General features: G+C 36.1%; 23 protein-coding genes and 1 pseudogene. 17 read left to right on the forward strand and 7 right to left on the reverse strand.

Features of this window, described 5'->3' with window-relative positions:
• The first annotated feature begins 40 nt into the window (after positions 1-40).
• Genes IGJ99_RS00170 through IGJ99_RS00180 form a run of 3 tightly spaced genes read left to right on the forward strand, consistent with a single transcriptional unit; the run spans position 41 to position 2256 of the window.
• Positions 41-784 (forward strand): ATP-binding cassette domain-containing protein, encoded by a 744-nt coding sequence (locus IGJ99_RS00170; protein ID WP_010734527.1) that lies wholly within the window; start codon positions 41-43, stop codon positions 782-784.
• A complete protein-coding gene (locus IGJ99_RS00175; RefSeq protein ID WP_023518871.1) occupies positions 759-1430 on the forward strand; it encodes a methionine ABC transporter permease in 672 nt (223 codons plus the stop codon). Before IGJ99_RS00170 ends, IGJ99_RS00175 begins: the two co-directional genes overlap by 26 nt.
• A gap of 10 nt (positions 1431-1440) precedes the next feature.
• Complete coding sequence (locus IGJ99_RS00180; protein ID WP_438770428.1) at positions 1441-2256, forward strand: MetQ/NlpA family ABC transporter substrate-binding protein; 816 nt, start codon at positions 1441-1443, stop codon at positions 2254-2256.
• Between the two features lie 128 nt (positions 2257-2384).
• On the opposite strand, the pseudogene IGJ99_RS00185 reads toward IGJ99_RS00180, so the two are convergent.
• Positions 2385-3820 (reverse strand): annotated as a pseudogene (locus IGJ99_RS00185) (IS1182 family transposase).
• A gap of 352 nt (positions 3821-4172) precedes the next feature.
• Between IGJ99_RS00185 and IGJ99_RS00190 the strand changes: the two are divergent.
• The 8 genes from IGJ99_RS00190 to IGJ99_RS00225 all read left to right on the forward strand — a co-directional run bounded on the left by IGJ99_RS00190 (position 4173) and on the right by IGJ99_RS00225 (position 13705).
• Complete coding sequence (locus IGJ99_RS00190; RefSeq protein WP_224434390.1) at positions 4173-5339, forward strand: carbohydrate binding domain-containing protein; 1167 nt, start codon at positions 4173-4175, stop codon at positions 5337-5339.
• A 556-nt stretch (positions 5340-5895) separates the two neighbouring features.
• Positions 5896-6069, forward strand: a complete 174-nt coding sequence (locus IGJ99_RS00195) for a hypothetical protein (protein WP_153830001.1) — start codon at positions 5896-5898, stop codon at positions 6067-6069.
• 565 nt (positions 6070-6634) lie between these two features.
• Complete coding sequence (locus tag IGJ99_RS00200; protein WP_224434391.1) at positions 6635-7213, forward strand: recombinase family protein; 579 nt, start codon at positions 6635-6637, stop codon at positions 7211-7213.
• 289 nt (positions 7214-7502) lie between these two features.
• Positions 7503-7865: an LPXTG cell wall anchor domain-containing protein gene (locus IGJ99_RS00205; protein ID WP_224434392.1), complete on the forward strand. Its 363-nt coding sequence runs from the start codon at positions 7503-7505 to the stop codon at positions 7863-7865.
• A gap of 11 nt (positions 7866-7876) precedes the next feature.
• Positions 7877-8668 carry a WxL domain-containing protein gene (locus tag IGJ99_RS00210; RefSeq protein ID WP_226075960.1) on the forward strand — a complete coding sequence of 264 codons (792 nt, stop codon included), beginning with the start codon at positions 7877-7879 and terminating at the stop codon, positions 8666-8668.
• A gap of 101 nt (positions 8669-8769) precedes the next feature.
• Positions 8770-9825, forward strand: a complete 1056-nt coding sequence (locus IGJ99_RS00215; RefSeq protein WP_409173688.1) for a DUF916 and DUF3324 domain-containing protein — start codon at positions 8770-8772, stop codon at positions 9823-9825.
• Between the two features lies 1 nt (position 9826).
• Positions 9827-12832, forward strand: coding sequence for a WxL domain-containing protein (locus tag IGJ99_RS00220; RefSeq protein ID WP_409173689.1), 3006 nt, complete (start codon positions 9827-9829; stop codon positions 12830-12832).
• A 402-nt stretch (positions 12833-13234) separates the two neighbouring features.
• The gene (locus tag IGJ99_RS00225; protein ID WP_409173690.1) at positions 13235-13705 is read left to right on the forward strand and encodes a TspO/MBR family protein; all 471 of its coding nucleotides are present in this window, start codon (positions 13235-13237) and stop codon (positions 13703-13705) included.
• A gap of 151 nt (positions 13706-13856) precedes the next feature.
• Here IGJ99_RS00225 and IGJ99_RS00230 read toward each other — a convergent pair whose 3' ends face one another.
• The 3 genes from IGJ99_RS00230 to IGJ99_RS00240 form a co-directional block, all read right to left on the reverse strand.
• A complete protein-coding gene (locus tag IGJ99_RS00230) occupies positions 13857-14585 on the reverse strand; it encodes a LytR/AlgR family response regulator transcription factor (RefSeq protein WP_023518878.1) in 729 nt (242 codons plus the stop codon).
• A 14-nt stretch (positions 14586-14599) separates the two neighbouring features.
• Positions 14600-15880 carry a GHKL domain-containing protein gene (locus IGJ99_RS00235; protein WP_438770431.1) on the reverse strand — a complete coding sequence of 427 codons (1281 nt, stop codon included), beginning with the start codon at positions 15878-15880 and terminating at the stop codon, positions 14600-14602.
• Between the two features lie 1161 nt (positions 15881-17041).
• On the reverse strand, positions 17042-17980 hold the full coding sequence (locus IGJ99_RS00240; protein ID WP_023518881.1) for an AraC family transcriptional regulator: 939 nt from the start codon (positions 17978-17980) through the stop codon (positions 17042-17044).
• Positions 17981-18093: 113 nt separating this feature from the next.
• Here IGJ99_RS00240 and IGJ99_RS00245 point away from each other — a divergent pair, with 113 nt between their 5' ends.
• The 6 genes from IGJ99_RS00245 to IGJ99_RS00270 all read left to right on the forward strand — a co-directional run bounded on the left by IGJ99_RS00245 (position 18094) and on the right by IGJ99_RS00270 (position 24588).
• Positions 18094-19374, forward strand: coding sequence for an ABC transporter substrate-binding protein (locus tag IGJ99_RS00245; protein WP_438770433.1), 1281 nt, complete (start codon positions 18094-18096; stop codon positions 19372-19374).
• A gap of 47 nt (positions 19375-19421) precedes the next feature.
• Positions 19422-20288: a carbohydrate ABC transporter permease gene (locus IGJ99_RS00250; RefSeq protein WP_023518883.1), complete on the forward strand. Its 867-nt coding sequence runs from the start codon at positions 19422-19424 to the stop codon at positions 20286-20288.
• On the forward strand, positions 20285-21124 hold the full coding sequence (locus tag IGJ99_RS00255; RefSeq protein WP_019722785.1) for a carbohydrate ABC transporter permease: 840 nt from the start codon (positions 20285-20287) through the stop codon (positions 21122-21124). The genes IGJ99_RS00250 and IGJ99_RS00255 overlap by 4 nt, the downstream gene beginning before the upstream one ends.
• Positions 21125-21135: 11 nt before the next feature.
• Positions 21136-23397 carry an alpha-xylosidase gene (yicI, locus tag IGJ99_RS00260; protein ID WP_438770435.1) on the forward strand — a complete coding sequence of 754 codons (2262 nt, stop codon included), beginning with the start codon at positions 21136-21138 and terminating at the stop codon, positions 23395-23397.
• Between the two features lie 378 nt (positions 23398-23775).
• Positions 23776-24345 (forward strand): tyrosine-type recombinase/integrase, encoded by a 570-nt coding sequence (locus tag IGJ99_RS00265; protein WP_080674299.1) that lies wholly within the window; start codon positions 23776-23778, stop codon positions 24343-24345.
• Between the two features lie 51 nt (positions 24346-24396).
• The gene (locus IGJ99_RS00270) at positions 24397-24588 is read left to right on the forward strand and encodes a hypothetical protein (RefSeq protein WP_153829991.1); all 192 of its coding nucleotides are present in this window, start codon (positions 24397-24399) and stop codon (positions 24586-24588) included.
• 102 nt (positions 24589-24690) lie between these two features.
• Here the strand turns inward: IGJ99_RS00270 and IGJ99_RS00275 are convergent, their stop codons facing one another.
• Genes IGJ99_RS00275 through IGJ99_RS00285 form a run of 3 tightly spaced genes read right to left on the reverse strand, consistent with a single transcriptional unit; the run spans position 24691 to position 26153 of the window.
• Complete coding sequence (locus IGJ99_RS00275; protein WP_023518887.1) at positions 24691-24855, reverse strand: hypothetical protein; 165 nt, start codon at positions 24853-24855, stop codon at positions 24691-24693.
• On the reverse strand, positions 24848-25303 hold the full coding sequence (locus tag IGJ99_RS00280; protein ID WP_080674300.1) for a thioredoxin family protein: 456 nt from the start codon (positions 25301-25303) through the stop codon (positions 24848-24850). The genes IGJ99_RS00275 and IGJ99_RS00280 overlap by 8 nt, the downstream gene beginning before the upstream one ends.
• A 4-nt stretch (positions 25304-25307) precedes the next feature.
• Positions 25308-26153 carry a hypothetical protein gene (locus IGJ99_RS00285; RefSeq protein WP_226075949.1) on the reverse strand — a complete coding sequence of 282 codons (846 nt, stop codon included), beginning with the start codon at positions 26151-26153 and terminating at the stop codon, positions 25308-25310.
• Positions 26154-26449 lie beyond the last annotated feature (296 nt).

The raw sequence follows: 26449 nt of genomic DNA on the forward strand, positions 1-26449 counted from the left end.
TGTTATTCTTTTAATTGCATGTATAGACTGGAGGAAAAATGTGATCGAGCTAGTAAATGTGTCGAAGCAGTATGAAAAGACCAAGTCGTTGCATAAGATTAGTTTTACTGTAAAACAAGGGGAAGTGATCGGGATCGTTGGGAAAAGTGGTTCTGGGAAATCGACCTTGTTACGTTTATTGAATTTGATGGAAACGCCTACTGAAGGCACAATCAAACTAAATGGTGTAGATGTTCAGTCATTATCAAAAAAAGAGCGCCGGCAGCAACAACAAAAAATAGGCATGATTTTTCAACATCATAACCTACTTGAAAATTTACGTGTTTATGAAAATGTTGCATTACCATTGAAGTTACAAAGGAAAAAAGAGCCTAAAAAAATCAATGATCTACTCGATTTTGTTGGCATGAGTCATAAAGCAGAAAGCTATCCAGTCAAACTTTCTGGCGGAGAAAGACAACGGGTTTCTATTGCAAGAGCGTTAAGTAGAGATCCGCATTTGTTACTTTGTGATGAAGCAACGAGTTCTTTAGATGAAGAAAATACAGAAAGTGTGGTTCGCTTATTACATAAAACACATGCCGAGTTTCAACCGACTATTTTTTTTGTTAGTCATGAACTGGAAACGGTCAAACGCTTATGTAAACGGATCTTAGTCATGGAAAATGGGCATCTGATCGGTGAATTGATGAATGACCCAAAACAGTACGAGGAAGAGGAACTAACTTATTTTGAAAAAATAAAAAGGAGTTTGACTGATGAACTTGCCCACAGCATTGATTGAATATTGGCCGTCTCTAATCAATAGTTTGAAAGAAACGGGCATCATGATGGCGATTTCCATGTTCGTTTGTGTGTTGGGAGGTTTGCCAGTAGGATTAGGTCTATATTTGACAAATCCCAAGGTCAGAGGGACACACCCTTGGTTATACTGGTTACTCAACTTCATTGTGACAGTCGTTCGCTCGTTTCCTTATCTTTTATTAGTGATTGCGTTGATCCCAGTGACGCGATCAATTTTAGGAAAGGCCTTTGGACCTGTTCCTTCATCTATACCACTTAGTATTGTAGCAGTCGCGATTTTTGCTCGTTTAGTGGAGCAAGTGTTGTTAGATGTCCCTGAAGAGATCTATGCCTTATCGAATTCTTTAGGCGCTTCCAGATTTCAATACATCTGGCACTTCTTATTTGTTGAAGCGCGAAGCGGCTTAGTGTTGGCTTATACTACGACAACAGTTAGTATGATCTCTTATTCCACCGTCATGGGTGTCGTAGGTGGTGGCGGAATCGGTGATTTTGCTGTCCGTGTCGGCTATCAACGGTATGAGTATGGTGTCATGTATGTTGCTATTGTGATCATGATCGCTTTGGTCTTCTTTTTACAAATGTTTGGAAATTTTGTTGCACAATCATTAGATAAACGAAAGTAGGAAAAAAGTTATGAAAAAGTTTTATTTATTTGCGTTTGCTTTAGTTGGAGTTCTAGTTTTAGCGGCTTGTGGTGGAAGCAATGAAACCGCAGAAAGTAAAAAAGAAATCACTGTAGCGGTTCAATTGGAATCCTCAAAAGATATTCTAGAAATTGCCAAAAAAGAAGTAGAAAAATCAGGCTACACGATCAATATCATGGAAGTCAGTGATAATGTTGCTTATAATGATGCCGTCCAACATAAGGAAGTAGATGCAAACTTTGCGCAACACGAACCCTTTATGGAACGATTCAATCAAGAAAAAGACGCTGATTTAGTAGCTGTCCAACCAATCTATTATTTTGCCGGCGGATTTTATTCAAAAGAATATGATGATGTTAATGATTTGCCAGAAAATGCAAAAGTCGGTATTCCGAGTGATCCAACAAATGAAGGTCGTGCGCTAGCGATTTTGAATGAGAATGAGATCATTCAATTGAAAGATGGAGTTGGTTTTGATGGTACAGTCGCAGATATTATAGAGAATCCTAAAAATCTTACCTTTGAAAGTATTGATCTTTTGAATCTAGTAAAAGCTTATGATGAAAGTGATATTGCGATGGTCTTTTGTTATCCAGCATATTTGGAACCAGCAAACTTGACGACAGAAGATGCCTTGTTACTTGAAGACGAAGCAGCAAGTAAACATTATGCGTTGCAATTAGTTACTCGAGAGGAAGAAAAAGATAGCGAGAAAATCAAGGTGTTGAAAGAAGCGATGACTACACCAGAAGTCGCTGACTACATCAAAAATAATTCAAAAGGCTCAAATATCCCAGCTTTTTAAACAACGTGCTCACCATAACGAAAAATGTTGTGAGTGATATCTTTAGGTGTTATGTTTTGATAGATTGATTTTCTTGGATAAAATAAAAAAATACAGCCATGTGCTGTATTTCAGACTGTAGACAAACCTTATACAAACATGAGGTTTGTCTTTTTTCTATGTAATATTCTATGGATAATCGATAGATTAGGCAGTTTTCCTTTAGGAAAACGCCTCTTTTGCACTCTGATCCTTTTTATTTTTGCTAGCTTTTTCATATTAAGACACGCAAAAGTAAGCCCAATTTTCATGTGCATTTTTTCAATTCCTATTTGATTGGTATAACGTAATCCATGAAATTCTTTTGCTGTCCCAAAAATTCGTTCAATGGTTTCTTTTCTCTTTTTATAAAGTTCTTTGAACCAACTTTGATGGCGTATCTCTTCACAGGTTTCTAAAGCTTCAGCCCAAATATGTCTAGTGATTACTTTGGTATGATTTTTTGAGTTGGTACACTTAGATAAGAAAGGACAATTTTTACAATCCTTTGGATTGCTTTTGTATTCGATATATCCTTTACGATTGGTAGTGGTATAAGAGAGTATTTTATTATTGGGACAGATATAACAATTATAGTAATCGTCATAAACATATTCATGTTTCTTGAAATAGCCTTTTTTAGTCATCGGACGTTTATATGGGAAAATCGGGGTCAATTTATGTTCGAGTAGTAATTGTGCAATTGCTGGTGTCTTATACCCAGCATCCATAATCAATTTTTCTAGGGGAAAAGCTCCTTTGAGCTTGTTAAACAAAGAAACAAACGTACGACTGTCATGAAAGTTCCCTGGGTGTGTAGTATAACCTAGTATCCATCCATGTTTATCACACGCCACTTGTGAGCTATAAGCAAAAACTTCTTTGTGTTCACCTTTGTGAAACCAACCACTTTCAGGATCAGTCGTACTTCTTTTTTCAAGGAGGTTTTACTTTCTGCGTTTGTTTCTTTTAAGGGCTTTTTTAAATGTTTTTCTCGATTCTTGGTGATTTCTTTTGTCAGCTTATCTGTATAAAAAACAGCTTGTTCCATTACTTCGACAGATTCTTTTTTGTTACGATTCGCATGTGCTTTAATATGCGTACTATCAATAAATACTTCCGAAGTATCTACGATACCTTCAGCGATACATTGTTCTAGAATTTCATAAAAAATTTTTTCAAAGAGATCTGTTCCTTTGAACCGTCGCGTATAGTTTTTACCAAATGTTGAAAAATGAGGAACAGGATCTTCTAAACTCAAACCTAAAAACCAGCGATAAGCGATATTCACTTCTATTTCTTTTATTGTTTGTCTCATACTTTTAATACCAAATAGATATTGAATCATTGGTAATTTAATTAGAAGAATAGGATCCAAGCTAGGACGTCCTTGGATTTCATCGTATTTCTCTTTAACCAATTCATAAATAAAGGAGAAATCAATACATTGATCTATTTGACGCAATAAATGGTCCTGTGGGACCAAGTCTTCAAGAGAAAAGAAACCGATTTGTGCGCGTTTACTCATATCTTGTTTTGAGAGCATTTGGATACACCTCCAATTGATACTCTTATTTTAACGGATAAAAAAAGACAAAGCACTAAAAACTAGTACTTTGTCTACAGTCTGAAATACAGCCATGTGCTGTATTTTTTTATTTTATCCAAGAAAAGGAATAATTGAAATCATTCGATAAACTTAGTGGACTGTTGATTTTTTGCGGTTATTATCCATTACTTTTTTTTTGTTCATCGTTATGTTTCCATAAAAATATTTTTCCAGAAAAAAGTGTTTTCTTATTGAGATATTTATCAGTTATTCTTTTTAAAGAGCGAGATAGATTATGTTTTATGGTTTACTGTATAACGAACTATCCGCTATCAATAAGGAGCTTGAGATGAAAAAAAACAACTTGAAAAAAATTGCAGCAACAAGCATGTTACTTCTTTCGTTAGGAGGACCAGTCGTGACATCTGCGGCAAGTCAATCAACAGGTGATTCGGCGAATATCAGTAATCAGGTAGAAGAACAGTTGACGATCAAAAACGGTGATTTCAATGAGGGTTTGAACCATTGGATCGTTTCTAGTCCAGGTACACAGAATCCAACAATCGAAGAGTTAAGCGGGAATAAATATGCAGTTGCTACTTATGGAGAAAACATTCATCAATATTTGGCACTGAAACCAAACACGACCTATACATTTGGCTATGATGTAGCAGGTAGTGCTGATTTTCCAGCAAAAGTTGAATTTGGTACGATGAATCATGATGAAGGTTTTATTTCGTTAGAAGAAACATCACACAACAATGAAAACTGGACACGTAGAGAATTTACATTTACTACACCTGAAACAGACAATACATACATTATTCGTTTCTCTTCAACAGGAAATGGCTGGGCAAAATTTGACAATATTCAAGTAGAACCAGAAAAAACAGAAACGAGTTTATTGACTGTAGGAACACAAGATCGTGAAGCTTATGCGTATTTAAATCTAGATGCAGAACGTTTCAACAGTTCAGAACGATTGATGGTCTATATTGATGGTCGTTATCATTTTGAAACCTATAAAGGTAAAGCTTACTATTCATTTACAAGCAAAACCGATGAAGGTACTCAAGTACGTCGTAGCATTTCCGGTGTCAAAGGACAAGTAATCGAAGTCTATACCGCACCAAATTCACCTGGTCACAGCTCAACAGGCAAGCGCTTGTTAGAATCGATCACATTAGAAGAAGATTTAGCAGTGGACACTTCTTTATTAGAACATGCGGTGAAGAATATTCAATTATCAGGAAACAGATTAGACGTTGATTTTGATCGTGCAAGTTTCGAAGGGAACAACCGAATGATCATTCGTAAAAATGGTGCCTATGTCGCAGAAATCCATAAAGGCAAAGTTTATTATGCATCGGTACGTGAAAGAGCAGAGGACAGCGTAAAAGTTAGTAAAACAATTGATTATAAAGCTGGCGATGTAATCTCAGTTGAATTAAGCAGTGGAACACCTGGTGGTTCATCGAATTCGTTGCAAGTATTAGCAACGTATGAAGTAGAATAAATCGATCATAAGAAAAAAGATCAAAAACTTAAAAAGTTTTTGATCTTTTTTTTTGATACGATAAACGGTATTATGTCTCAAGGAGCTAATCCATTGCCTGATAAATCCCCTAGAATATCTTGGTTTTGATGTTTTTTCTTTTAAGAAAAAACATGTTGCAATAGTATACAAATAGTATTTATCAATACAAACGAGATGGGAAAGAAAAAATGAAATTAGTGTAAAATTTTTATTAGGTGCAGCGGCATGTGCAAGTTTCGGCTTATTCTCCGGAGGTAATGATGTAGATGCAGGTACTGTATCAGCTAATGGTGGAATTGACTATAGAGAACTATTTGATAACAGAGAAATAAAAATTAAAAGTGTAGATGATCCTTCTTATGCTCTCACGTGGATATGGGAGACAAATTGGGATGAAGTTAAAATGACTAAGAATACTGAACATGATAGACGAAAATGAATCTTGAAGTATGATGATGCGTCAGGTACCCACATAGTTCAAAGTAAACTACCTTATGTAAATGTTAATGGGATTCAATATGGAAATTTACATTCTTTGTCCGGTTGTGATCAAAATAGTGATAGACTGGTAGGAGCGAGACCATTAGCTAATCCAATTGAAGGACGACAATGGAAAATTCGTCATATGATGACAGATCCACAAAAAGGGGATGCCTATCGATTGATCAATAATCATGAACAGCGAGTATTAAGCCACAGAGGACTTTAATTTGGAGGTAGAAATATTGAGTTACTCAAGAATTTACTAATGCTTCATACCAATACTTTATTATTGAATAAACTAAATCCTTTGGGCCTTTGTATCTTTTCTGATTATGACGATTGTACAAAATGAGGTCTTTTTTCAACTATACGACTTATCAAATGATATTCCAGTGTCCTCAGGAGCTAGAGATGCTTGGAAGCTTTAACAGGTAGAAAAAAACGATTACGAAGATTTGATATCTGAAAAGTACTTTGATTTCAAAAAAGCTAAAGTCGAATTCGAGGAATCGATGCTAATTTAAAGTTAATCAATCGAAGTAGAAGTAAACTTCGATTGATTATTTTTTGTTCTGAATTGATTTTGGCAAACTAAGCCCTAGATCAAGGAAAATATTCATGGTAATTTAGAAAGTTATGATAACCATAAGCGACTCGTTGCATGCTTTTTTTATTACAGTAGTCATTTTTACAGTTAAGTCATTGTATAATTGGCTCTACTCATATCTATTCTATAAATATATTATTGATAATTATGAGTTTTTTATTAGATAACTTATTGGAGGAATTATATGACTAGAAAAATTTACGGCTATGCTCGAGTTTCAACTAAACAACAAGATCTTTCGCGACAGTTAGATTTATTAGAAACTTATCATTGCGAAAAAATATATACTGAAAAAATCAGTGGTGTCCGTGCAAGTCGTCCAGAACTAAATAAACTAAAAAAACGTGTAAAGACCGGTGATCAAATAGTCATTGAAAGCTTCTCACGATTTGGACGTAGCACAAAAGATTTAATTAACCTTGTTTATTTTTTTGAAAAAAAAGGAGTTAAAATAATCAGTATAAAAGAAAATTTTGATACTCAAACTCCTCAGGGAAAATTAATGATCACTGTTTTCCAAGCTTTTAGTCAATTTGAACGAGATATTATTGTTGAAAGGACCCTTGAAGGATTAAACTCTGCACGTGCAAGAGGTAAGGTTGGTGGCCGGCCAAAGATAGATCAAGACGTTCTTCAAGAATCACTCTCATTACACCTTACAAAAGGATTATCTGTCTCAGAAGTTTGTAAAAAAACTGGGATTAAACAATCAACTTTTTATCGCTATTTAAAACTAGAGAGGAATCTTTCTGAATTGAGTTAGTTCTTATGGCCCAGTATTTTTTAAGTGACCAAAGAAATATATCACTTTATTTGGAAAAATATTTCTGGTATAGTATGATGTAAGTGTAAGTCATGTATAATAGTTATTGGCTTAACTTTTAATTCTCAAAAACCTTCGTTTTTAGTAATTTAAATTCGTTATTTATCATTATAAATAGGGAACCTAATCTAATCACTTTTTCAAGACATCTGATGGTATCAGATGTCTTTTTTTGTGCTGTCCTTAAAACGAAGATTTTTGAGACATCTAAGAATATAGGAGGAGGGGTATGAAACACTTAAAAAGATGCATATTAAGTATAGGTATAGTATTGATTCAAGTTTATGCACCACTAGTTGTTTATGGGACAGAAGTACACTCGGTGGAAACTGAAGGAACAATTGGTTTTACTGGGGTATATGAAACACCAGGAATACCAGAGCCAGCACCAGAAGTTGAGGTAAAACCAAGCTTTCCCGAAGAAATTGTTCAATCACCATCAGAAGTGCGAAAGAGTGAACATAAAAAATTACCTCAAACGAACGAGAGTCAGATGAGTGCTTGGAAAATATTGGGCATCCTGATCATCGTAGTCATACTTGGCTTTTGGTTTTGGAAAAAACAAAAAGAAAAAAACAATCAAAGAAAGTAGGATTTAAATATATGAAATTCGTTAGATTAGCAACCATTGCAACATTATCAACTACTATTTTCGCCGGAGGAGCGATTTCTGCGTTTGCCGACGAGACTCGTCAAGTGACGACCAACGGAAATATCGAATTTACACCTAGTACAGACGAACCAGAAATCGTTGTTCCACCAGTAGAAGAACCAGATGTAGAGATTGGACCAGAAGTACCCGGAACCACGGGTCCTTTGTCAATTGTAAAGGCTGCGACAATGAATTTTGGTTCACAAGTGATTTCAAATCAAGATCAAACGTACAATATGGTAGCAGAAAGACAACAGAAGACCGGGACGACTGGTGAGGAAAATAAAGTTCCTTATATCAGTTTTGCACAAGTTTCTGATACTAGAGGAAGCAATGCAGGCTGGGATTTGAAAGTCAGTCTAAGTGACTTTCAAGCGGAAAATACGCAAAACGCTATCTTGAGAGGAGCCAAAGTCACTTTAAAGGATCCCCAAATTCAATACACGGGGAACAATCAGGAGTTAGCTCCAGCTGCACATGCAAATAATTTGGAATTGTTGCCTAATAGTGGTGCAGTTTCAGTTATGACCGCTGAGTCAAGTAAAGGAGCGGGGCGTTCATCTGTTGTTTGGGGAAATCAAGCAGACTTAGATGCCCAATTTGAGGCAGATCCAAAAGCACCTGTGACAAACAATGCCATTCAATTATCTGTACCCGGCGCGTCAGCCAAAGACGCGACCACCTATACCTCAACATTGACATGGGAATTAACGACTACACCAGGTAGCGATGTAGGAGCCTAATAGATTGGTGTATCTAATGATGGATTAGGGACATGACTAAAGTAGCGTTACATAATATGTAGCGCTGCTTTTTTGAATGAAACATCGAAGGAGTGTGTTTGATGATAAAAAGTACGATATATCAAATAAAGAGGAGGATTCAATGGAGTGGACGATTACTTATTATGTTAGCGTTTTTGTTCTCTCCAATTCTTGTTTCTGCAGAAGAAAATTTAAGTTTTTATGTCACACCAGAGTTTCCAGAGAGTCAAGTAGAAGGAAGTGGCCGTTACTTCGACCTTAACAGTGAACCTAGAAGTACAGAGGAATTGACACTGAAAATTCAAAATGCTAATGATCAAGCAAAGACAATTGAAATCACGGCTCATACGGCATTTACTAATGTCCAAGGAGTGGTGGAATATGGTAAAGATGCCGAAAAAGCAGACCCAACCTTACCCTATTCTTTGGCAGACTTAATTGAACCCCCAGTCCCTATTGAGCTTGCAGGAAACGAAACGAAGACTGTCAAAGTCACGCTAAATATGCCTAAAGAAGCATTTTCAGGATTTTTAGCGGGAGGCTTAAGAATTGCAGAGGTGAAAGAAAAGCCACAGGAAACAGAAACAAGTGGAGAAGGAGTGGCGATCAAAAATGAATTTGCCTATGTCGTAGGAGTGGTGGTGAGTAATGATCGCTCTGCCGTAAAACCTGATTTAGATTTATTGGATGTCTTTGCCGATCAACTCAACTATCGCAATGTGATCAGTGCGAACTTACAGAACTTTACACCTACCTTTGTCAATCATTTAGAAGTAGAAGCAACGGTACAAAAAGAAGGGGAGAACGATATTCTCTATCGAGCTAAGCAAGAACAGATGCAAATGGCACCTAATTCTAATTTCAACTTCCCCATCTCTTTAGAAGGGGATCGCTTTCGAAGTGGCGACTACGTGTTGAAAATGACGGCACGTTCAGGAGAAGAGGAATGGCAATGGGAACGGAAATTTACCATTGAAGCAGATACAGCCCGAGCATTGAATCAGCAAGATGTCACAATTGATACGAGTATTAATTGGTGGCTCGTTGCCGCGGTCATCCTGATTCTTTTCTTATTGTTGATTATTGTTTGGTTACTTATTAAGAAGCAAAGAGCTAAAAATAAGGAGGACCAGTGAGATGAAAATTAAAAAAATCTTGGTCGTGGTAAGTGTTAGTCTTCTTTGTTTTCCTTCGTTCTTTTTCCCAGTGATTTCAACGAGTATTCCGGTATCTGCCATTGAGAATTCTGTGGAACTATCGAGAGAATCAGAATTGCAGGATCCACTGGCCAGTACAACGGAAACAAACGGTCCTATATTTTCATTTGAAGAGAGCCAAGAGCCACATATGGTAAATAAACAGTTTGAATTAGTCGCACATGCCAGTCAAGAAGTTTCCGAGTTTGTGTTGAATCTCCCAGAGAGAGTCAGTATCGTAGAAGACAAGCAATCTGCCAACATTAAGTTCACCAATATAGAAGGAAGCCAGTGGCAAGTACGGACGAATTCTCCACAAATGATCTTTTCCATTCCACTAGTTGTAGAAAAAGCAGGAGCCTATGAGATAGCTGTCGGAGAATCAAAAATGACGCTTAACATTCAAGCAGAGGAGAGCCAACAAACTAGTGAACAAGAAGTCACTTCCTCGGAAGAAAAAGAAACAGCGAAGACCGAAGAATCAACAGTCGAAGAAGAAGCGAGTGTATCAAGTGATGAAAAATCATCAACCACAGATACTTCGCAAAATGATCCAGAACAAGTAACAGAAAGCGCTCGGTCAACAAAAGAAGCGAGTGTTCAAGATGTGGCGAATTGGGAAGAGTTTATCCGTGCATTTGTAGATCCGTCAATAACAACGATTAATGTTGTTTCTGATTTTCAAACACCAGATAATCCTAGACTCAATCTAACGGATATTACAACAGGTGGAACGAATAATCCTAATGGTGGGACAGCATTTGTTTATCTTAATGTAGCTAATATCTCTAGAAATCTAACGGTCGAAGGAAATGGCCATCAAATTGATTTTCGCGCAATCACTTTATGTTTTAACAATATTACGGCTAATTCTTCAACTCCTTGGAATATCGCGTTAAAAGATTTAGAGATATACCACGGAAACTATTATGGACCGTTGACTTTCAATGATTTGAACGTGACGAATCAAACTGCTAGTCAGATCACTTACCATAATATTACGAACTACGGAAATCAACTGATTCATTCACCTTACAGTAGTATTAAAATCTCAGGTAAATCAAGTAGTAAACAAGTATCAGAGTATACTTCCTCTTTTGGTACGTGGCGCATCAATGCACTAGATCAAACGAATATCTATGCTTCAAATTTAACGATAGTTGAAGATGCTGAGGTTGAATTAGAAACAATTAGCGCAGGTAATTTAGATTTAGGAGGAGTAGTACACCCCAATAACAACTTTAGAATGGAAAAAAATTCATCTTTAAATGCTGTATCAAAAGGAAATGCTGGCGAAGCTGATGGAACAAGTTTACTCGTTCGAAGAGGCAGTGTTGAAATAGATGAGGGTGCAAAGCTGAACTTAGTACCACAAAATCTAAGATCAGCAATTTCTTTACGTACTGCGAACTCATCGCTCAGAATAAAAGAAAAAGGCGTCCTTACCATCGATTCTCAAGGAACAAAGGCGAATGCTAATGGTGCCCTATATAATATTATTTGGATGGCGGCAGGAAGTAATCTACTAGTAGAAAGCGGGAGTACACTGAATATTGTTGCCACTGAAATGGCTGCCTCACCATCGAATCTTTTACATGTTAATGGAAATGCAACGGTATCCATCGGCAAAGATGCCACCTTGAATATAAAAAGTGACAGCACCTCAAATGATCAAAATTTGATGTACTTCGCTTCTGCTGGGTCAACTTTTGAATTTTCTGATGCTCAAGAAGTCAATTTGGAACGAACTGGAACGATTGCCGGAACGTCGACCGCCAACGGATTGATTAATATCGCAGGAAGTACCGGTCTATTAGATATCGATGTCCAATCAGTGAAACAATGGGCAAGAGGAAATTTTGAAGAGATACCTGATCATTCATGGACACCTATCTTCAATTTGAATCTACGCTATACAGGAATTGTACCTAGGATTAACGATGATGTTTCTTCTATTCCACAAGAAACAGCGGATAGTTTTAAAAAATATTTCACTACGCAAAATGTCCAACGGGTTTTATTTGAAAAAATTCCAGATGTCGAAGTCACGATTGATCCGTTAACAGAAGATCCGAAGGAAGTGAATTCTCATACGATTACTGGAAAGGCGAATCCTAATAGTGTGATCCGCTTCTCAGGAGATCCGGCGATTCCTGCAGGCTCTATTCCTTCGCCTGATATTTCTGAAAGTGAAAAGTATCATACAACGGCGGATGAAAATGGGGATTATCGCTATGAATTACCGGAAGATCGACGATTCACTGCTGGAAATACCGTGACAGCCTATGCTTTTTTGAATGGGAAAAATGATACCGCTAGTACAATGGTAGAGGAAAAAATTGTGGTGGCACCTGTGGATCCATTAGATCCTGAAACGGAAGTTGAACCGGAGAATAAACCAGAAATCCCAGAAGATCAAGGACGTTTGAGTCTAGATTTTGTGTCCCAATTTAACTTTGAGACACAAAAAATATCTGTTAGTGATCAAACGTATTACGCCCAACCACAACGGTTATTAAATGAAGATGGAACGGTTAACGAGACGAAAGAGCGTCCAAACTATGTACAGATCAGTGACCGTCGTGCCGCCAATGAGCGCAATGGATGGCAATTATCAGTTACTCAGAACGGACAATTCCGTAATGAAAGCGGACATGAATTGATTGGGTCTGAAATCCAGTTATTCAATCAAGAACTAGTGACTGCACAAGGCGGGACTAAACCTGAACTACAGGAAGAACCTGTACAAAGAATCGTACCAAATACAAGGAAAGTACTCATACAAGCAAACGGAGAATCTGGTACAGGAACGTGGATCTATCGTTTTGGGGATCAACAAACGGCAGATAAAAGTGTCAGTCTCTATGTCCCTGGAGGGACAAATCCAGAAGCAACTAGTTATTCGACCAAGCTGACATGGGAATTAAGTGCAGTTCCTGGTAATTAAAGGAAAGAGAATCGTTCTCTTTCCTTTCTTTGTATAGGAGTAAATTCAGGGAAACTCGTTTTAGTTTGTTTAGAAGGTTCAAGTTTGAACTTACATAAATCATCAATATATATAATTTATCCTTAGTAGGATAATTCATATTTAATGAATAAAATTTTGAGTAAAATACGATTATGCTCTAAAAAGAACACTTTATGAAAAAAATAACTTATCCTTTTATATTCATATTATAATTTTCTTAAAGAAAGGAATGAAGGATATGAAGAGAATAAAGTAAATATTGTGAATAAGTTAAAAGAAATATATATCATTTAACCGCTGAAGTTTCTACTCAATAAAGATAAGATGATGAAAAAAAGTTGATAGAAAGTGATTAAATAATAGAAAGGAATTTTCTCAAACATGAATTATTTAAAAGATTATCGTTTATGGTTATGTCTTGTAGGAATCGTTGGGTTAGGATTTTTATCAAGTGTTTTTAGTGGCAACCCAGGAGACTATTATTATTCTTTACAGTTACCGCCATTTGCACCGCCTAGCTGGATATTCGGACCGATGTGGACCCTTCTATATATTATGATGGGAGGCGCGTTGTATTTAATAATCAATCTACCTTCTACAAAAATGAAGGGCAGATTATTAATCCTATTTGCGATTCAGTTTATTTGTAATTTTTTATGGACGATATTATTCTTTAATTTGAAGAATAGCTTTATTGCAGCTATTGATATCAGCTTACTTTTAGTTTTCTTAACGATTTTACTCTATCAATTGTGGATGAATAGTCGGAAAGCTATGCTATTGATGATTCCCTATTATCTATGGGTAATATTTGCTACTATATTAAATTATTCAATTTATTTTTTGAATTAATTCACGTGGAAATATATCAATATTAGTCTCTAAATAATAAAATTTTTTATTGAATAAAGTATCTTTTGTTGAAATTACTAATACCACACAGACTGAACGATCACTTCAGTTTGTGTGGTATTTTATATAAATAGTCAATTGAATTTAATTTTCAAGTAATTAGTTTTTTCAGACCACGAATGGATACTGGAATAATGTCCCCGTTTTCTAAAGTAACTTCCCGTATTTTTTTATTAATCATTTGAATATTCTGGGTATTTACTACAAATGATTTATGGCAACGAATAAAGTGATGGTTTCTATCTTCAATCTCTTTTATGTTGCCATAGAACTGGAATTGACTATAAGGGAGATGTACCTCTAATTTATGAGGTACACCAGGAGAAGTAGAAAAGTATTGGATATCTTTAACAGGTAAAAATTTGATTTCATCGTTGAATTCGATTTTAAACATCTCTTTTTCTAAAGGAGCTATTTGAAGATCTTTAAATAGCTTACTTAAAATACGTTCGATATTATCTTTCAAATGTAAAATATCTTCCTTGATAATATAATCAGTGGGTTCAATATTATTTTTCAAAATAATCAACGAAAGATCAGTATAAGAAGTGACATAAATTATTTTACCAGATGGATCAAGATCACGAATTTTTTTACCGAGTTCAATCCCATTCAATTCACTGTCCTTCAATTCGATATCTAAAAAATAAATACCAAAAGGAGATGTATTTATTTGAACACTTGTGAGTAAATCTTGGGGATTTGAAGTAACGAAATGGATATAGTAGCCTAAATTTTCAATCATGATTCGATTCTTTATGACAGTAGTTATCATCTCCAGTTGTTTCGGATCATCTTCACATATATATATTGGAATCATTAAAAAAGCTCCTTTTAATGTGTTTGTATATAAATTGTTTGAGAAAAACGCTGATTTTCAATTGAAGTTTCAATCAATAGATAAGGGTTCGTTTTTGCCAAATTATCCAGGATATGCAGACCCAGTCCTTCATTTTTAGGATTGCTCTTCGTAGAAAAACCCTTTTGTTTTAATTGGTTAAGTGGTAGTGTATTGATAGTTGTATTAACTACTCGAATAACTAACGAATTTTTCTTCTTTAAAATTAACAATTCGATTTTTTTCTTTTTTGTCACAGCAGCTCCTTCTGTTGCGTTATCTAAGACAATACCAAGTATACGAACTAAATTAACCGTATGCTTGGAATCAATTTTTACTTCTTCAGGTATGGTTATCTGTAGAGAGATACTTTTCTCTATTGCCATCATCAATTTTAATGACAATAAACTTCTTATTTCCGGTACATTTATTTTATCTAATAAACTAAGATTTACTGGGGTAAGATTCATTATCTCACGTGTAGGAAGTATATTTTGATCGTAATATTTTTGTAGTCCTTCCAGATCCTCTTCAATAATATAACTATTCATCGAAAATAATAGATTCTGATAGTCATGCTTGAATTCCCTAAGTTCTTGATAATTTTTCTCAATATCTCTTATATAATCTTGTTGTAGCTGGATTCGTTGTTCTAATAATTGTTCTTCCATTTTTGCATTTGAAATTTTCCAATAATAAATAAAAATAATTAAACCAATACATAGATATAGAATAAAAAAAGTAGTATTTAATGCAAGAACTTCCGGATTTCCTCCCGAAAAACGAGTATATAAGATAATAATATAATAAGTTGAAAGAATAAATACACCGATTGTACCGATTATTTGGTAATCAATTACATAAGACCAATTATCAAGAGATTTTCTAAAACTATAAGCAAGGATAAAAGACAAAAGAGCTGAAAGCGCAATATGAAAGTATTGCGAGCTGTCTCCGGGTTCGATCACTGGAGAACCAAATACTATAAAATCTCCTATACTTGCTAGATGATCTCCTAGTAGGGAAGATAATAATCCCAAAGTTAAAGCATATACTAAGGGTCGATGTGATGAAGATAAACAATGGAATATCATAGCTAACATAAAAATTGCTATTAGTGTAGAAAAAATCCCAAATAGTGGGTACAAGACACTTAATAAGATAGCATTTAAACAAGTAACAATTAGAAAAAGAGATTTATGTACTATTTGATAATCGATGAGTAATATACAAATTGTATATATGAAATATTGTAAGGCTATAGGCCAGAAAAACATAGAATACATCTCCTAATGTGTTTTCTAAAATTATAACATAAAGCTTATAATATAATTTTTTAGTAATTAATTTAACCTTTTTAATTGTATAGAAAATTACGTTTTCTATACAGTTGGATATTTTACAAGTTATATTAAGTTTAATAAGAGTTTTTCTTTTAGTCAGGGTATGTTTTATTGTGATGGTTTATCAATATATATAGAAATGTACTAAAATGAGATTTTCAGTTAGGGTATGATATTTATGCTGTCTGCTACCCTGGCCTATTCTGGCAAGGGGAGGAAGTTGTATTATGAATTACCTTTTCGATATGTTTTTTGCAATCGTAGCAGAAGTAACCGCGCATTACATCTGTAAATGGCTTGATTGCAAAATTATTGCCAAAAAAGACAGTAAGCCTACCTTTAATCTGAATAGAACGTAAAAGAAAACCACTAGCCCGCCAGCTAGTGGTTTTTGGTGTATCATGAATTACCTTTTCGTTAAAACAACTATACCATATCTACTAAAAAATACAATTAGTAGATAATGGACGAATTATCATTACCACTTTGATGAAAAAATGAATAATCATTTACCAACAAGATATTGAAAGGCAGGATCGTACTCTGTTGATGCTTGAGATATTAATACATCCATCTCATCAGTTAAGCTTTGTTTTTTTGAATTGCTGCTTGAAGTTTTTCCTTATCTAAAAATCTAAAAAATTATATCTTCAGGATGTAACCCGTTTTCTTTGAGAAACGCCTTTGAAATTGTTCATACTACTTAATTATCCAAATTTTCTTTCTTCAATTGCCATATTCTTCACCCTCCCCTTTTCTTTTTGTATATACCGTATATACGCTTGTTGATATTAAATCAACTGTATTGTCTCTTATATCTAATTATATAGAAAGATAAATTTTCCTTTACATTATTGTTTTCAGCTCAGTTCGCAAAGTAAGTGAAATACAAAGTCGCTTATTCCGTGAGTGGAATATAGCTGATACGATAAGAAAATATTTCAAATTAGCGAAACAAGATGAATTAGTTTCTATTGACAGTGAAAGTAAGAAGAGTTGACAAATAAATCAAAGATATCGTCTATACAAGATGTTGCTGTTTTAGAATAGATCTTTTCTCGTAACCATTGTTCAACTAACGAATCAAGCGCAAAATCAATGATTTTTTGCGTTTTTTTTTCGATAATTTGACGGAGTCATTTGGGTTTCACGTTTAAAAAGGCTACTGAAATAATTCGCGTCTTCAAAACCAGCTTCCAAGGCAATATCGATGATTTTCAACTCAGTATGCAGTAACAGGTATTCGGCTTTTTTGATGCGCATTTGATTTAGATACGTAAAAAAAGTCATACGGAAATGTTTTTTAAAGAAACGACAGAAATGCTCTTTGCTATAGCCAATATGACGACTGATTGCTTCAAGAGTGATGGTGTTTTGGTAATTTTCTTCAAGGTATAGAATGATTTTTTTACAGCGATAGGTGTTGAGTTTGTTTTTACTAGCAACTAATTTTGTAGGATTTACCTGAGTACTGCAGCGCGAAAAATGTTTGAGCAGTAAGAATAATTGTGCTTTGATCGTCAGTTCAAAGCGAGATTCTTTCAAGGCAAATGTATCAATGATCGTGATAACAAGTTGTTGGATCTCCAAAATATCTGAGCAATCATTTGTAAAATGGATCGCTACTTGTTCTGGTGAATGGAGCAATGGATCAAGATAAGTTTGCTGAATATGATCAGAAACGCGACTTTCAATGAATGAAGCATCAAATACGATGGCAAAAAATGCACAGGCATTCATTTGATGATTGAGTGCTTCATGTAATTGATTCGCAGGAATAAACATAACCTCTCCTTCGTGAACAACGTAAGTTACTCCTTCTATTTTGACTTCCATGAGTCCTTGATAGACATAAAGAATCTCTAGTTCTCGATGCCAATGGGGGTGGATCATATTTTCCTGATGGGTTGGGTGATTCGTATAGTGAACGGCAATTGGAAACAAACTATCCCCATGTTCGGTCATTTCCTTTAGCGTGGTATCAATATCTTGTTGACTAGGATTGGGGGTAAAAATATCGTTTGGTCTAAACATCACATTTCCTCCATTTTGATCAATATTACAAGGTATTTTGATTAAGATAGCGATTACATACCGTTGTAAATATCAATATAATCAATTTGTTAATAAGAGGAGGAGGAATAATCATGAAGAAACAACGAGGATTTTTAATACTTGCTTTTATCATGGTGTTTGGAATTACTGGCTGCGGGACGGCACAAAGCGGGTCTTCAGATGATGGTAGTGTAACATTAGAGATTTTCAATATCAAGACAGAAACAGCCGAGCAAATGGATGCCTTAGTGGAGGATTTCGAGAAAGACCATCCGCAAATCAAGATCAACTTGACGACGGTTGGCGGAGGAACTGATGCGACGGCAGCGTTACAATCAAAGTTTTCCTCAGGAGATGAACCGGATATCTTTATGTTGGGTGGCTTAGCAGATACGCAGATTTGGCAACATAAACTCTATGATCTTGGGGAAACGACATTAGCAAAACAAGCAATTGAGGGGACATTAGAGGGGGCTACACTCGACGAGACGGTCTATGGGGTACCGATGAATATCGAAGGATATGGCTGGTTGATCAATCAGGATATTTTTAAACAAGCTGGCATCGATAGTGGATCGATCAACTCATTTGAGGCATTTGAAGAAGCCGTTCAATTATTGGATAGTAAAAAAGACGAACTTGGGCTACAAGGCGTATTTGGTTTTAGTGGGGCAGAAACGTGGGTATCCAGTCAATATAGTTCGAATTTTCTTGCTCCGGAGTTTGAGAACAGCTTAGAAAAGACTTATCAAGCGTCTGAATTAAGCGTAGATTATGCCGAGCAAATGAAAAACTACACCGACTTGGTCATTAAGTACAATGCACAACCAATGGAGGCAATGGATTATAGTACATCTGTTGAAGAATTATTTGCCAGTGAAAAGGTGGCTATCATCCATCAAGGAAATTGGATCGTACCAACATTAGATAGCTTAGATGAGACGTTCACGAAAGAAAAACTAGGGATTCTTCCTATGCAAATCGAAGCATCGGGAGAAAGCAACATCGTGGCGGGGCCAGCTTGGTATTGGGGGGGCAATAAGGATAAAGATCAAGCAGTCATTGATGCGTCGATCGAATTTTTAACGTGGATGTATACGGATGAGCAGGCGATGACAGCAATCGTTGATGAGTTTCAATTTATTCCGGCGTATACCAACTTTTCGAGCGAAGCGATCAATGATCCGTTATCCAAGGAAATCTATACGTATTTAAGCGAAGGTAAAACCGTTCCATGGGTCCATAATTCCTATCCAGATGGATTTGGACAAAATATATTTGGTGTCCAGATCCAAGCGTATGCAGCCGATCGAATCTCTTGGGAGGAATTTATTGATACCTTGCAGACCAGTTGGACACAAGAAAGGAAGTAAGCGGTGATCGGTTGATTTTTATCTAGCGAGATACAAGGAGGGTTCTCATGTTAACAAATCGCACAAAAGCTTTTTGGTTATTACTTGCACCAGCGTTATTGGCGTTAGCGATCGTTTTGTTCATTCCATTAATGACAGGGGGGTATTACTCACTCACAAACTGGAATGGCAATACAGTAGGTGAATTCGTTGGATTTGAAAACTATCTTCGGGCATTTAATGATCAAGGATTTATCGACAGTTTACTGTTTACCGCAAAATTCTCATTTTTCAGTGTGATTTTGATCAACATCGTGGCTTTAGGTCTAGCGATGTTCGTGACACAAAAATTAGGTAGATGGACGACTTTTTTCCGAACGATCTTTTTCATGCCAAATCTGATTGGAGGGATCATCCTAGGATTTATTTGGCAGTTTATTTTCAATAAAGCATTTGAAAGTCTAGCAACTATGACGGGTATCAATTTTTTTGCCGGTTGGCTGAACACGCCAGAAACGGGGTTTTGGGGGCTCATTATTTTATTTGTTTGGCAAATGAGTGGCTATATGATGCTGATCTATATCTCATTTCTCAACAATATTCCAGAAGAGATTCTGGAAGCGGCAGATATGGATGGGGCAAATCCTTTGCAAGTCTTTTTCCGTATCAAATTACCCATGTTGATGCCAGCTTTCACCGTCACTTTGTTCTTGACGTTGTCCAACGCATTTAAAATCTATGATCAAAACTTAGCCCTGACACAAGGTGGTCCGTTCAATTCCACCCAAATGGTGGCGATGAACATCTACAATGAAGCATTTGGAATGCGAAAAATGGGGTATGCACAGGCGAAAGCGATGATTTTTCTGGTCATTATCGTGATTATCTCAGTGGTTCAAATCTCACTGACACGGAAAAAGGAGGTCAGCGCATGAAGCAATCAAAAGTGAAACATCCACGACAGGTTAAGAAGTCTCTACTGATTTTTAGCGGATTGTTACTTGCTAGTCTGTGGTTTTATCCATTTTTCTTAGTGGTGATCAATTCATTCAAAACTAAAGCAGAGATATTCCAAAACACACTCACTTTACCAACTGGGCTAACACTTGATAACTATATCGAGTCGTTCGAGCGATTGGATTTTTTCAAAAGTGCAGCTAATTCGTTACTGATAACGATCGGATCACTAGTGTTGATCGTGTTCGTTTCTTCAATGGCGGCCTATGCGTTATCGAGAAACACGAGTCGCTTAAGTTCATTTCTTTATTTTATTGTCGCAATTGGCTTATTGATTCCTTTTCAGGGAATCATGATTCCCTTGATTTCACTTTTTGGGCAAGTCAGTATGCTGAATCAACCAGGCTTGATGGTGATGTATCTAGGATTAGCAACAAGTATGTCGACCTTTTTATATTACGGTGCTTTACGAGGGATTCCGAAATCATTAGATGAAGCGGCATTGATCGATGGGGCAAATACCTTCCAAATCTATTGGCAAGTCATTTTTCCTTTGCTGAAGCCTACGACAGTGACAGTGATCGTGTTGAACGCCTTATGGTTTTGGAATGATTATCTGTTACCTTCATTAAGCATCAACAAAGCAGGGATGTATACAATTCCTTTACAGATGTTTTATTTCTTCGGCGAATTCAATAAGCAGTGGCACTTAGCACTGGCTGCGCTAGTGATCGTCGTCTTACCGATTATTATTTTATTTGTTGTCTTGCAAAAACATGTCGTAAAAGGCATTTCAGATGGCGCAGTGAAGTAGGAGGAAAATAAATGAAGTTTACAAACGGCTATTGGTTGGCAAAAGAAGGATTTCATCTTGAACACCCGAATCATGTCTATGAAGCTCAAGTGAAGGAGGATAACTTAACTCTTTTCTTGCCTTATAAACCGATCCAGACAAGAGGAGATACCTTGAACCTAGGGATGACGACCTTGTCTTTTGAATCACCAAGAGAAGATATTATCAAAGTACAACTGGTGCATCATGACAAAGCACAAATCGGCCCTCATTTTCAACTAAACAGACAGTCATCTTCTGTCATGATCGATATAGAAAATGAAGAATTTTATACGTTTCAATCAGGAAAATTAGTCGCACGAGTGGCGAAAAACGCCACATTCCAAATTGATTTTCTCGCGGAAGGGAAGCTTTTGACGTCTTCTATGCCAAAAGCACAAGCCACGATTCAAAGTAGTGACGGTATCCATTATATGCGGGAACAGTTGTCATTAGATCCGTATGAATATGTCTATGGCTTAGGTGAACGATTCACCCCATTCATCAAAAATGGGCAAATCATTGACTGTTGGAATCAAGATGGCGGTACTGGTAGTGAACAAGCGTATAAAAATATCCCATTTTATTTAACGAACCAAGGGTATGGTGTCTTTGTCAATCATCCTGAAAATGTCTCATTTGAAGTTGGTTCGGAGAATGTTTCACGCACACAATTTAGTGTAGTAGGTGAACGATTGGAATACTATGTCATCTATGGACCCGATATGAAAACGGTCTTAAGAAAATACACTGATTTAACGGGTAAACCCGCATTGCCACCTGCATGGTCGTTTGGTTTGTGGTTATCAACTTCCTTTACGACGGACTATCGTGAAGAAACAGTCATGGGATTTATTGAAGAAATGCAGACACGAGAGATTCCGTTTGATGTCTTTCATTTTGATTGTTTTTGGATGAAAGAATTCGAGTGGTGCGGTTTTGAATGGAATCGCGAGCTGTTTCCAGATCCGCAACAACTGATTGAAAAAATCCATCAGAAGGGCTTGAAGGTCTGCGTATGGATCAACCCGTATATCGGACAAAAAGCGGCGGCCTTTCAAGAGTGTAAAGAGAAAGGCTATTTCATCAAAGATAAACATGGCGAAGTTTGGCAATGGGATCTTTGGCAAGCGGGTCAAGGAATCATTGACTTTACAAATCCAGAAGCGCGTCATTGGTACAAAGAAAGGCTGAAGAAACTCATAGAAATCGGTGTCGATTCCTTCAAGACGGATTTTGGTGAACGTATACCTACGGATGTGAATTATCACGATGGGTCTGATCCGCAAAAAATGCACAACTATTATGCGTATCTTTATAACGAAGTCGTCTTTGAATTATTAGCAGAATTACGCCCAGATGAAGCGGTCGTATTTGCTCGTTCTGCTTCGGTTGGTTCACAAAAATTCCCAGTTCATTGGGGTGGGGACAACTTATCGGAATACCCGTCCATGGCAGAATCATTAAGGGGTGGACTCTCATTTGTGTTATCCGGCTTTGGCTTCTGGAGCCATGACATTGGTGGATTTGAAGAGAATGCGACAGCGGATATTTATAAACGTTGGACACAATTCGGATTACTATCTACTCATAGTCGCTACCACGGCAACATTGAGTATCGAGTGCCATGGAACTTTGGGGAAGAAGCTGTGTTGGTCAGTCAACGATTTTCTAAATTAAAAAACCGCTTGATGCCTTATATCTATGAGCAAGCGGTAGAAACAGCGCAAACAGGTATCCCGATGATGCGCCCGGTTATGCTGGAATTTCCAGAAGACTATACGACGCATACGATCGATAAACAGTATATGTTCGGTGAACGGTTGTTGATTGCACCGATTTTCAATGAGCAAGGAAAGGTCACTTTTTATTTACCAGAGGGACGTTGGACGAATTATTTAGATAATCATGTATATGAAGGACAACAATGGCACACACAGACCTATGATTACTTCCACTTACCCCTCATGGTCCGTCCTAATTCATTGATTATTGAAGGTTCCGTGGATACGACCGCTGCATATGACTACACGAAAGACTTGACCGTACATGTCTTTGAGCTGACTGACACAGTGACGCAACAAGTGGTAGATCAACGGGGGTTTCCAGTTGGTACGATCACTGTTACCCCTGAAGATGATAGCTATCAGGTCAAGATAGAAGGGTTATCACATGTTCAAGTCGTGCTTAGAAATCGGAAAGTACAAGGATGGACGGAACATCCACTAGGCTGTTCCATCCTCGTTGAACACTAGAAGAGTCGTTTGATTTGAGACAACCAAAAAGACGAAACGACACTTTCACATCAACCAATGGGAGTAGGTAGAGTGTGCGTGCTGTTTCGTCTGTCTTGTCTAGCTATCAATGGTGGTTCCGAATGAATGGGAAATCGAAAGAGAGAAATTACTCTCCCATCACCATGACGTGACAGGTTCGGTTTCGTACACGGTTTTGGTCAAAGTCTATGAAGTATTAGAAGATATAAATGTGGTTCTGATACGTATAGATTCACCTTTTATGTAAAAAAATAGGTAGTTGAAGTGATTGGGATGCTTAGTGAGAAACTTTAAAAATGATTTAAGACTGGAAGCCTAGATACCTCTCAGTCTTTTTGTTATTCATTCCAACTTTTATTGACAAAGAGCCTGTTTCGTATTCCATTAGTTACAAAACAAAAAACTGTGAATCCATTCATTAACAAAGGATTCACAGTTATTTTGATTATTCTATTCCCACTCCACTATGAAAATAGTATTACTTATGAATTTGTTGAGCTTAAAACTAAAGCTAGTAAACGAGTGATTGCTTTAGATGATGTAACAATTAAATATTTACATGAAAGGAAACAACGGCAAGATGAACAAGGTGGAATTACATTCGTATTGTCATATAATAGCGTTCCAACACAAAAACATACGATTCGGCATACTATAAGAAGACATGCTGACATTGCAAAAGTACACAGTATACGAATACATGGTTTAAGACACTCTCATGCATCTCTCCTTATTAGTATGGGTATGAATGCTCTTTTGGTAAAAGATCGTTTGGGTCATGAAGACATTCAAACTACTTTAGGAACTTACGGGCATTTATATCCCAATACGAATTTTACAGTTGCGGAATCTTTAAATAATTATATAAAGACTGAGATGCCAAAAGAAAGTTTAGTAAAAGATGTTAAGAACCAATTTAAGAAATAAAAGGAGTAGCTGTGATAAAAGTGTGATAATGAAAAGACAAAGAGCCGACAAATGTTGATTAAAAAAATGAAGATCGCACAAAAGGCACCACATTATCTGGTCGCCAATGCAGACCATGGTTCAGAAAGCAATTACCGCTATTTGGAGGAAGAACTTCCCCGGCATACAACAGTTAGGCTTGCTCATTATAGCAATCAACATGATGAAATTGAAAAAAAGCAGTGCCTTATCTACCCAAAATGAAAAGAAAAACAAGGAGCACTCGAAAAATCACATGATTTTCGAGTGCTCCTTGTTTGGGGAGAGAGTGTAACTAATGAACGTATGACACACTCTGGGGCTATATCAATTCTTAAGCTTATTTAATTCGTCACGCATTTCATTTAATTTGTGAAGTACATCGTCAAAGTCTTTTCTATTCTGCAAAATTAAAGTTTGAATTTGGACAATACAAGAAATTAACATCAAGATAACAATTGAAATAACAACGAAAAAAACAATATTATCCACTTTCATGCTCCTTTCCATTATCTCCGAAATGAAGAAATTCCAATATTGACGCTTTCGTTTGTTTCCCGCTTTTTTTGTAAATAACTTCTCCGTCAGAAATTTTTATAAGAGTGGGCACTGCATCAATAGATAAGTTTTCAGCAATGTCATCTAATTTCTTTGAATCAATTTTCCTAGCTTCATCAGTATTATAATAGAATATTTTTTCAGAAGCATCATTAAGAACATCTCTGAGTACCGGTTCAAATTCGTGACAATCTGGACAAGTGGGGCGTCCGATGTAAACCATAATATCCTCGTGCATATTCAGCTTGTTCTGTAATTCTTCGGATGTAATTAGTGGCAATACATCTGATAAACTAGCAAAACTTCGATAAGAAAATACAGATATTAACGATATTACAATAATAAAAACACTTATAATGAAACTCTTTCTTCTTTTGCTCATATATTTAGAGTTTGAAACAACCGCCGATTGTTGTCAACGATACACCAGCAAATGCACAAAATCCACCGATACAAGCTGCACAAGCAGTGCCTAAAGTGGCAATACATAAAGCGCTACAAGCTGCAAGAATAACTCCTGCTAAATAATAACTAACACCCAAAACAACAACAAGACAAGCGATTATCTGCACAGCTCCTCTTTTGTTGGAATTTTCTAGTACTTCATTTGTAACATTTTGAATGTCATTTTTGATTTGTTCGTTAGAAACGAATGTATCATCTAAAATTTCATGATTTACCAAGTTATTGTTTGAATAAGAATGAATTTCAAATGTATTTTTTTGTGACTTAGTAATCAAAGTTTCTTGAAGTGCTTTCAATTCTCCATTTGAAGAATAAGTTGCAGTAACATTACTAATGAAACTATAGTCTTCACTAGCAACAGGGAGAGTAATTACATAATATTCTTCATTTGTTATTTTATCTATCGTTTGTACAACAACTATTTTTGCTTTGTCTAGGTAGGTGTTATCGATGTGCAGCTGTACTTTATTGTTCGCTAAATCTTTTGAAAAATAGTTGGTTACATTTTCTTTTTCGATTTGGCTTACTTCAAAAGTATTTTGAGAGGTTTCTACCATTTTATCTACTAATGTATTCTGTTCATCAGTAAGTGAGGTTAAGTCAACTCCCATTTTTTTAATCTCTTGCATGATTGATTCTTTGGTTTTAGATAATTCATTAGTATTTTTGATTTCTGATGCTTTAGCAATACTTGTCATTGAAGGTACTATAAAAGAAGCTAACGTAATAACTGTCAGTAATAATGTTAGGAACTTGAATTTTTTCATATAAATATTCTACTTACAAATTGAATTTACATAACCATTGGAGTTGCTCTTAATTTCCTGAAAATTATCGATATATTAATCCATCAGTCATCAGTTCAAATTCTTCTGTTTTACAAGGTAATTCATTGATTATTGAACATCAATGAACCACTCTCTGAATAGTTGCATTAAAAAATCAAACATATTTTCACCACCTTATTATTTTATTCTTCACATATGGTATTATAGTAGCAAAGAAAAAGGAATTTAAATTATGGTCAAAATTTTCACATCAAAAAAAATAAAATAACGGAGGG

The organism is Enterococcus sp. AZ095b (assembly GCF_051714725.1).
Classification (GTDB): Bacteria; Bacillota; Bacilli; order Lactobacillales; family Enterococcaceae; genus Enterococcus_B; species Enterococcus_B pernyi.